This is a genomic window from Vibrio sp. UCD-FRSSP16_30 (genome assembly GCF_001676025.1).
GTDB lineage: Bacteria > Pseudomonadota > Gammaproteobacteria > Enterobacterales > Vibrionaceae > Vibrio.
On the sequence record NZ_LZFW01000010.1, the window covers coordinates 61,229 to 69,829 of the forward strand.

At 42.5% G+C, this 8,601-nt stretch carries 6 protein-coding genes and 1 pseudogene; 6 read left to right on the top strand and 1 reads right to left on the bottom strand.

Features of this window, described 5'->3' with window-relative positions; all coding sequences use genetic code 11:
- Position 1: 1 nt before the first annotated feature.
- The 5 genes from A9260_RS06625 (at position 2) to A9260_RS06645 (ending at position 6,719) form a co-directional block, all read left to right on the top strand.
- Positions 2 to 3,133 carry an efflux RND transporter permease subunit gene (locus A9260_RS06625; RefSeq protein ID WP_068697383.1) on the top strand — a complete coding sequence of 1,044 codons (3,132 nt, stop codon included), beginning with the start codon at positions 2 to 4 and terminating at the stop codon, positions 3,131 to 3,133.
- A 77-nt stretch (positions 3,134 to 3,210) separates the two neighbouring features.
- Complete coding sequence (locus A9260_RS06630; protein WP_068697385.1) at positions 3,211 to 3,951, top strand: DUF1499 domain-containing protein; 741 nt, start codon at positions 3,211 to 3,213, stop codon at positions 3,949 to 3,951.
- 85 nt (positions 3,952 to 4,036) lie between these two features.
- Entirely contained in the window at positions 4,037 to 4,597 is a 561-nt protein-coding gene (locus A9260_RS06635; RefSeq protein ID WP_068697387.1) for a ricin-type beta-trefoil lectin domain protein, read from the top strand.
- Positions 4,598 to 4,740: 143 nt separating this feature from the next.
- Complete coding sequence (locus tag A9260_RS06640; RefSeq protein ID WP_269451476.1) at positions 4,741 to 5,451, top strand: response regulator transcription factor; 711 nt, start codon at positions 4,741 to 4,743, stop codon at positions 5,449 to 5,451.
- Complete coding sequence (locus A9260_RS06645) at positions 5,448 to 6,719, top strand: sensor histidine kinase (protein WP_068697389.1); 1,272 nt, start codon at positions 5,448 to 5,450, stop codon at positions 6,717 to 6,719. The genes A9260_RS06640 and A9260_RS06645 overlap by 4 nt, the downstream gene beginning before the upstream one ends.
- A gap of 132 nt (positions 6,720 to 6,851) precedes the next feature.
- Here A9260_RS06645 and A9260_RS06650 read toward each other — a convergent pair whose 3' ends face one another.
- Complete coding sequence (locus tag A9260_RS06650) at positions 6,852 to 7,340, bottom strand: GNAT family N-acetyltransferase (RefSeq protein WP_068697391.1); 489 nt, start codon at positions 7,338 to 7,340, stop codon at positions 6,852 to 6,854.
- 484 nt (positions 7,341 to 7,824) lie between these two features.
- On the opposite strand from A9260_RS06650, the pseudogene A9260_RS16585 reads away from it, so the two are divergent.
- A pseudogene (locus tag A9260_RS16585) lies at positions 7,825 to 8,601 on the top strand (IS3 family transposase); the annotation flags it as partial.

Here is an 8,601-nt window from a genome sequence, read left to right on the forward strand (position 1 = left end):
CATGTCCTTATCGAACTTCTTTATTAACAGACCCATTTTTGCTTGGGTAATTTCAATTGTCATTATGCTTTCAGGGATTGCGGCAATCGTCTCCTTGCCTGTTGCGCAATATCCGACAATCGCCCCCCCTGCTGTCACTATCTCAACGTCATACCCGGGCGCTTCAGCAAAAACCATTGAAGACAGCGTGACTCAGGTTATCGAACAAGGCATGACAGGTTTGGATAACCTGCTGTACATGGCCTCTAAAAGTGACTCTTCGGGTAAAGCGAGTATCACATTAACTTTTAGTGCTGATACCGATCCCGATATCGCTCAGGTACAGGTGCAAAACAGCTTACAGCAAGTCAGTAATCGCCTGCCGACCGCAGTACAAAATCAGGGAACCTCTGTCACTAAGAGTACCTCAGGTTTTATGTCGGTAACCAACCTTTACTCTCCTGACGGCAGCATGAGCGCAGGTGATATTCAAGATTACGCAAACTCTAGCATTAAAGACATCGTGAGCCGTGTAAACGGTGTGGGAGAGGTGACCATTTTTGGCCCATCTTATGCGATGCGCATCTGGTTAGACCCTGCAAAATTAAACAGTTACAGCCTAACACCTGTCGACGTATCTAACGCGGTTTCGGTGCAAAATAGCCAAGTAACGGTTGGACAATTAGGCGGAACCCCTGCCATTGATTCTCAGCTAATTAACGCAAGCATCACGGCGCAAAGTCTGTTGACTAGCGTTAAAGAGTTTGAAGATATCTTAATCAAAGTTGATAGTGACGGCTCTCAAATCAAGCTCAAAGACGTGGCGCGTGTAGAGCTTGCTAGTGAACAATCTTCAGCCATACCGGCCTATATGGGTAAAGACTCGTCAGGTATCGCTATCACCCTTGCAACGGGCGCAAACTCTTTAGATACACAAAATGCAGTTGATGAAAAACTGGCACAACTTGCAAAGGGTTTTCCAGACGGACTGGCACTGGTTAAAACGACTGATAACAACTTATTCATTCGCCTCTCTATCTCCGAAGTAGTGAAAACACTCTTTGAAGCTGTTGGGCTTGTTTTTGTCGTCATGTTGCTATTTTTACAAAACCTTCGTGCAACCTTGATCCCAACTATTGCCGTACCAGTGGTACTACTTGGCACGTTTGGTGTGATGTCGGTATTAGGCTTCTCAATCAACACACTGACCATGTTCGGCTTAGTGTTGGCCATCGGTCTACTGGTTGATGATGCCATCGTAGTAGTAGAAAACGTTGAGCGTTTGATGCATGACGAGAACCTGTCTCCTCTGGAAGCCACCAAAAAATCAATGGGACAAATTACCAGCGCATTAATCGGTATTACGATGGTGTTGTCGGTGGTATTTATCCCTATGGCCTTTATGTCCGGTTCAACTGGCGTTATTTACAAACAGTTCTCACTGACCATAGTCTCAGCAATGGTGCTATCCGTTGTTGTGGCATTAATTCTTACCCCTGTGTTGTGTGCAACATTGCTAAAGCCTGTCGATAAGAAGTCGAATAATAAGTTTTTTGCACTGTTTAACAGAGGGTTTGACAAACTATCAAGCAAATACCGAAGCTCAGTTAAACACGCTTTACAGCGCCCATTACGCTTTGTTTTTGTATACCTGATGCTTTTTGCAGGCACCGCTTACCTATACAACGTGCTACCAAGCTCGTTCTTACCCAATGAAGACCAAGGTGACTTCATGGTAATGGTCACCACGCCAACAGGAACCACATTGCAAAAAACCCAAGATGTGATGTTGGATATTAAAGATTACTTTGAAGAAAATGAGGCCGATACCGTTAACCATGTGTTTACTGTTGCTGGATTTAATTTCTCTGGTACTGGACAAAATGCTGCAATGGCATTCATCGGTCTGAAAGACTGGTCAGAAAGAACAGCGCCGGGTACCGATGTTGATGCCATTATCGGTCGAGTTATGGGTAGGTTTTCTAATTATAAAGATGCGCAAATCTTTGCTTTTAGTAGCCCTGCAATTCGTGAGCTAGGTACTTCAACAGGCTTTAACTTCTATCTAGAAGATGTCGGTTCTCTCGGTCATAACAAACTAATTGAAGTTAGAAATCAGTTGCTTGGAGCGATAGCGCAAAGCCCATTACTACAAAGAACAAGACCCAATGGTTTAGAGGACACCGCGCAACTGTTCCTAGATGTTGACTATGAAAAAGCCAAAGTGCTAGGTCTAGAAATTACGGACATCAACCAATCACTATCCATTGCTTGGGCATCGTCATATGTGAATGACTTTATCGACCGTGGTCGTTCTAAAAAGGTTTACATTCAGGCTGACGCCCAATATCGCATGACTCCAGAAGACCTTAACTTATGGTTTGTTCGCAATAACAAGGGTGAGATGGTACCAATCTCAGCTTTCAGTACTTACCACTGGGGGCAAGGTTCTCCACAGTTACAACGTTATAACGGCAACCCTGCGGTAGAAATCGTTGGTGAAGCAGCCCCAGGTTACAGTACCGGTGAAGCGATGGCTGAAATCGACAGATTGGCCGCTCAGATTTCAAGTGATGTGCAGGTAAGTTGGACAGGAATGTCATATCAAGAGATTGAGGCAGGCAACCAAGCCCCAATCCTTTACGGTATATCCATTTTGATGGTCTTCCTCTGTTTGGCTGCTTTGTATGAAAGTTGGAGTATCCCAATAGCGATTATTCTTGTAGTTCCTCTAGGCATACTCGGCGCTCTTGCCGCAATTATGCTACGGGGTCTGGAAAACGATGTTTACTTCCAAGTAGGCGTCTTAACCACCATTGGTTTGACGGCTAAAAATGCCATCTTGATAGTTGAATTTGCTAAAGAGCTTTATGAAAAAGGCGTCAATATTATTGATGCAACGGTACAAGCGTGTGAAATGCGTCTGCGCCCAATCATCATGACCTCAATGGCATTTGGACTTGGCGTATTACCTCTGGTTCTAAGTACCGGTGCGGGTGCTAATGCACGTAACGCAATAGGTACATCGGTAATGGGTGGCATGATGGGAGCAACGCTACTAGTGATTTACTTCGCCCCACTATTTTTTGTCTTAATCTGTAAGCTATTTAGATCAGGTGAAAAATCGAATACTAATCACAGCACACAAATATAGCGCGGCAAAAATGAAGTCATGGTGAGCCTGAGTGTGGCTCATCATTACTCACAAAAATAACTTTCACTGGATAGAAAATGACAAACAGCCGTACCTCTCGTATTGCAACATTATTATTACTCATCGCTATTGCTGCTGTACTTGTGGTGGCAGTGATGATCTTTGGTGCCCGTTTGGGTTTGTGGGATCCTATCGTTGGCTTTGGCTATATTCGACATTATCTCAACCCGATAGGTCTGTCTGTACTCACCTTGAGCGTGCTAGGGCTTATCTCACAATGGGTTACTGGTAATCGTATTGGAATAATTAAGTCTTTGGTTGCTGTATTAATAGGCGTTGGTCTTATCGCACCAATGATCAAGGGCATTATTTTACCGGCGAAACGTGCCCCTGCCATTCATGACATTACCACCGACACCACTAACCCGCCTGCATTTTTAGTCTTGGATGACACTCGCTCAGGCGCTAAAAACTCGTTGATTTATGCCGGTGAAAAAGTCGCGACTATACAGACAAAAGCATACCCATACATAAAACCTATTCTGTCTAGCCTTTCTGCCAGCGATGCGTATGCAAAAGCGCTGGATATTGCTAAAGACAAAGGATGGGAAATTGTTTCACAACAACCACAGGCATTACGCTTTGAAGCGACAGCTCAAACCACTTTCTTTGGCTTTATGGACGACGTGGTCGTTAAAGTCACCCCGATAAACAATGAAAGTCGGATCGATATTCGCAGTGTGTCTCGAATCGGCAGAAGTGATAGAGGCGTTAATGCCGCGCGAATTGTTGAATTTACCAAAATATTTAACCAATAAGATACTGACTAAAAATTGGTCTAATCAGAACCCTAATTCGGCGTTTTTAATAGCAACACCGATAAATATAAAGGATATATTCAATATGAAACTAAAGCGTCGTATCAAACTCATTGTGGCTTCTAGCTTAATTTTTGCTCCTTCTTTCCTTTTTGCAGCAGAGCCCAATGTCCCTACCAATCCGCCATATATTGTCTTAAGTGATAACTTAGACGAACCAAACGGCTATGGTTTTTGTATTGATACTTACGGAAAAGGTCAATCTGAGCTATTGCAGACTCATACTTGTAAACCTAAACCAGAGGAAGGTTCGCCTCGTAATCATTCAGGAAATGATGTGAGATTTGAATACAACACTGCAACGAATAAAATTCAATCTTATGCGTTTGAAGGGCTGTGTATGCAGGGGCTTTTAGCAACAGGTAAAAGTGAGTTAGCACTATTAGAGTGTAGCGATGCAAAGCACCAAGGTTTTGTTTATCAAGAAAAAGACCAAACATTTAGGCTCAAAGCTGATACAAGCTACTGTTTAGCGGTAACATCGGAAACTCAAGAAGCGGGTCCGTGGGTGAAACGACCACTTGAACTGATTCAGTGTGACGAAGCACAGCCAAAACTTATGCAATGGACAGTCGTTCCACTGTAAAATAGCGATCAAGTGAAACAGATTGAACCATTGTGATTTGATACATCGGTTCAGTCTGCTTCCTATAGGCAATAACCGCGACAATTATTAAATTTTTTAGTGAAGGTTCCAATCCCACATATTCATATCTTGGGTCACATAAAATGGAACTGCTAGAGGTAGAAATGAACACTGAAATGCTGAAACTACTATTAGTTGAAGATGATCTAGATTTGGCAAAAGCCGTTATTGATTATCTTGAACTTGAAGATATTCAATGTGATCACGCGGCAAATGGGGTGGCAGGTTTTACCCTCATCACTCAAAATCCTTATGATGCGGTGATATTGGATTTGAATTTACCCAAAATGAATGGCTTGGAAGTCTGTGAAAAGCTACGTTCATTAGGCATTGATGTTCCAGTGTTAATGCTGACAGCTTGCGACACTTTAGACGATAAATTAGCGGGTTTTTCAAAAGGCGCAGATGACTATTTAGTTAAGCCATTTGCAATGGAAGAGTTGATTGTTCGCGCACAAGCATTATCTCGTAGAAGAAGCGGACAAGTCACCCAACTTAAAGTTGAAGGCGTTGAGTTAGACCCTCAGGCGCAAACCGTCATTCGCGATGGCGACGAGCTTAAGCTCACACCCATAGCAATTAAGATATTAAAAATATTAATGCAAGAAAGCCCAAATACTGTGTCTCGAGAAAAATTGATGAAAAGTGTGTGGGGAGACGATCAGCCAGACAGCAATAGTTTGAAAGTTCACATGCACAATTTGCGCAAGGCCATCGATACTGCGGAAAAAAGTAAACTCATTCATACCATTGTTGGACGTGGCTTTGCTTTTAAACGTGAGGAAAAACAGTGAAGATCAGACAGAGCCTTAGACTCTATTTTCTCGCGATAATGTTTTTTGTTGGCTCTATGACGATCGTTATCATGTCAGGTGTTGCGATAAGTTATTTCTTCTCTGGTATGGATATCGTAATGGAAAGCTCGATGCGCACTCAAGCTCATCAAGCCAAGCCATCCGATAACCATCCCATCACACTGGGTAGAACGACCGTAGCATCACGTTGGCAAGACCTACCACAGTCAATTCGACATCAATTTAAGGAAGCTGACTTGGCTCCAAATGAGTTGATAAAACACATAGACGGCATTCCTTTAATCGATCCCCCTAAAACGGGTTACTTTGCTATGAAAGTAGTAGAGAACGATAGCATTGTTTATGTCAGCCTTCAGCTTCCAAATACAACGAGCGATACACGTTTTCGCAATGAAAAAAATCCGTATTTCTTCTACGTCATTTTTATCGCGCTAGGGGCTCTTTTCTTTTTCTCTGCAGCACTGTTTGGTATTTTACGAATCATGTCTGAACCTGTTGAGAATCTTCGTGACTGGGCCAAGTCTCTGGATAAAGAGAAACTAAAGCAACCAGTGCCGAACTTTCAATACAGTGAGTTAAATTCATTAGCTGGTATTGTTCAATCCAGTTTGAGCTCGGTACAAGATAGCCTAGATCGTGAGAAACAGTTCCTTGGCTACGCAAGCCATGAACTAAGAACGCCAATTGCAGTCACGCGTACAAACACAGAATTATTGAGAAAAATGATCAGTAAAGATGTGGATAAAGCGAAACAAGAAGAGGTGCTCGAACGAATAGAGCGCGCTGCATTTACCATGACAGATTTAACGGAGACCTTATTGTGGCTCAATCGTCAGGAAGACAAAAGCTTACCCAGCACAACCATCACACTTGGTGAATTGGTTACGCAGATCAAACAGGAACTATTTTATGTTCTACATGGTAAGCAAGTTGACGTTTTTCTCGAATCAGATAACACCAAGTTAGATCTGCCTTTAGGTCTATGCAGAATCGTCATTACCAATTTAATTCGAAATGCTTTCCAACACACGACTCATGGTGAAGTCGTGATAAAACAAGTTGCTACAGAACTGCGAATTGATAATTACAACCACTCTGAAAATGAATCAGAGCAGCAATTAGGTTTTGGCTTAGGGCTGGAGTTAACAGAGCGTTTAATCAAGCAATATGGCTGGCACTATCAAAATACACTAACGCCATCAGGAAGAAGTGTATTAATAGAATTCAAACATCAAAAAGCTTTGTAGCAACGTCAGTAAGGGGTTTTGTCGCCAGATCAGTATATTTTAGGCAATTCTGCTTCATACTGTTCTAAAATGATGAAAGGAATAAACGAGCTAGCTATCGAAGCTAGCTCGAAGCAGGACAAACTCACTTGTCTACACCTCTAGCCATTTGTACATAACTAATGCGTCTAGGTAGCCTAATTTAAGGTGATTAAAAGCCTTTGGTAAGTGGCCAACCGTTTCAAATCCTAGCTTATTCCATAATCGAACAGCGCCTTCATTGCTTGAGGCGACAAAATTAAATTGCATGGCTTTATAGCCTAGATCAATAGCAACTTTTTGAGAGTGCTCACACATAGACGTTGCAAGACCTTTGCCCCTAGCTTGGGGTGAAACCATATAGCCGCAATTACAAACATGGTTTCCAGGGCCTGCTTGGTTTGTCTTTAAATAATAGGTACCTAAAATATGATCGTTTTCTTCGAAAACAAAAACTTTTCGTGGAAGTTCTAACCAAATTCTCCTAGCTTCTTCTTTGCTCATAGCAGGATCATAAGCGTATGTTTCACCAGCCGAAACTATTTCACTGAAAATAGGCCAGATACAATCCCAATCATCTTTTGTCGCTTCTCTAATGTTCATAGCTCAATCTTCCTAAGAAAACATACCCGTTAAAAGCAACGTCAAGAACGCAAAAGCGAGCACCTTTATATAAAGGCCTCTACCATCCTTTGACTAAGTATTAGTATTTGAATGTAGCAGGTTGGCAAATTACAGAATTTTAATCAAATCAATTTCACTCTAAATGATTTGAGGCAGAAACGAGCTAACAGAGATCCTTCTAGCATATATCTGGACATGTTTAAGTTACAGGTCTTGCTAAATTAGTAGTTAATGAACAACTACAGATATGGAACATTGCTTACAGTTGTGTCCAATATTGACGGTGCAGAACAACTAAAAATATTCAAACATGAGTCAAATCGAAACTATTTCTCTTCGTTTCAATTCTATGCATCCTGCCTCATCTCGTTATAAATCTATGTTGACACCCTGTAGTGGCATAGTGAATTTGGCCACCTGATTAGAGGTGTTAAGATGCACCTCGTACACAACAGGTGGAACTATGACAAAACGTACAAGAAGAACTTTCAGCCCAGAATTCAAACTTGAAGCAGCGCAGCTAGTTGTTGACCAAGGGTACTCAGTTGATGAGGCAGCCAAGGCCATGAATGTTAGCAAGTCAGCCATGGACAAGTGGGTAAGGCAGCTCAAGCAAGAGCGGAAAGGCATTACGCCCAAAGCCTCACCGTTAACGCCAGAACAAATTGAAATCCGTGAGCTAAAAAAACGGATCGCAGAGCTTGAAGAGCACAACGAAATCATAAAAAAGGCTACAGCTCTGTTGATGTCGGACTCACTGAAAAATTCTCGATAATCGAGCGACTCAAACAGAGCTACAGCATTACTACGCTATGTCACGTCTTCGACATTCATCGAAGTAGTTACAAGTATTGGAAGCGACGACCAAAAGCTATCCCTACATTAGAGGTTCAAACTCGATCGCTTGTGCAAGAAGCTTATAGTGCCAGCAATGGCTCTGCAGGAGCTCGAACAATTGCGGGCATAGTAACTAATGCTGGCGTTAATTTGAGTCGCTATCGCGCAACTAAGATTATGAAAAAGCTAGGGTTAGTTAGTCGGCAGCTACCGAATCATAAATATAAGAAACAGCCACTCGAGCATGTGGAGATCCCGAATCACCTTGACCGACAGTTTGCCGTTACGTCTCCAAATCAGGTGTGGGTTGGAGATGTGACCTACGTCTGGACAGGGAATCGCTGGGCTTATCTAGCCGTTGTGCTGGACTTGTTTGCTCGTAAACCAATTGGTTGGGCTATGT